This window comes from Adlercreutzia equolifaciens (assembly GCF_029076695.1).
GTDB lineage: Bacteria > Actinomycetota > Coriobacteriia > Coriobacteriales > Eggerthellaceae > Adlercreutzia > Adlercreutzia equolifaciens_A.
In genome coordinates, this window is sequence record NZ_JARFIK010000619.1 from 1 (window position 1) to 288 (window position 288).

1 protein-coding gene is annotated in these 288 nt (G+C 41.3%); it reads right to left on the bottom strand.

Features of this window, described 5'->3' with window-relative positions:
* Window positions 1-280 (bottom strand): SPFH domain-containing protein (locus PZH32_RS13850; RefSeq protein ID WP_275208846.1); only part of this gene is annotated, 280 nt, incomplete at its 3' end.
* Window positions 281-288: the final 8 nt, after the last annotated feature.

Here is a 288-nt window from a genome sequence, read left to right on the forward strand (position 1 = left end):
GATAGAATACGACGGTATCAATCTGCATCGTAACATTATCTTTTGTAATTACTGCCTGCGGTTCAAAGTCAACGACCTGTTCTTTCAGTGAGACTCTTCTCGCGACACGATCCAGGATCGGCATCTTAAAATGAAGTCCTACCCCCCAGGTTTCTTTATATCCTCCAAGTCTTTCAACTACATACGCATGTGCCTGTGGAACAATCTTGATATTGCTCACGATCAGTAAGATCGCAATTCCAAGTATGATCACCCAGACAATTAAAATAGCTAATCCCATGATTTCTT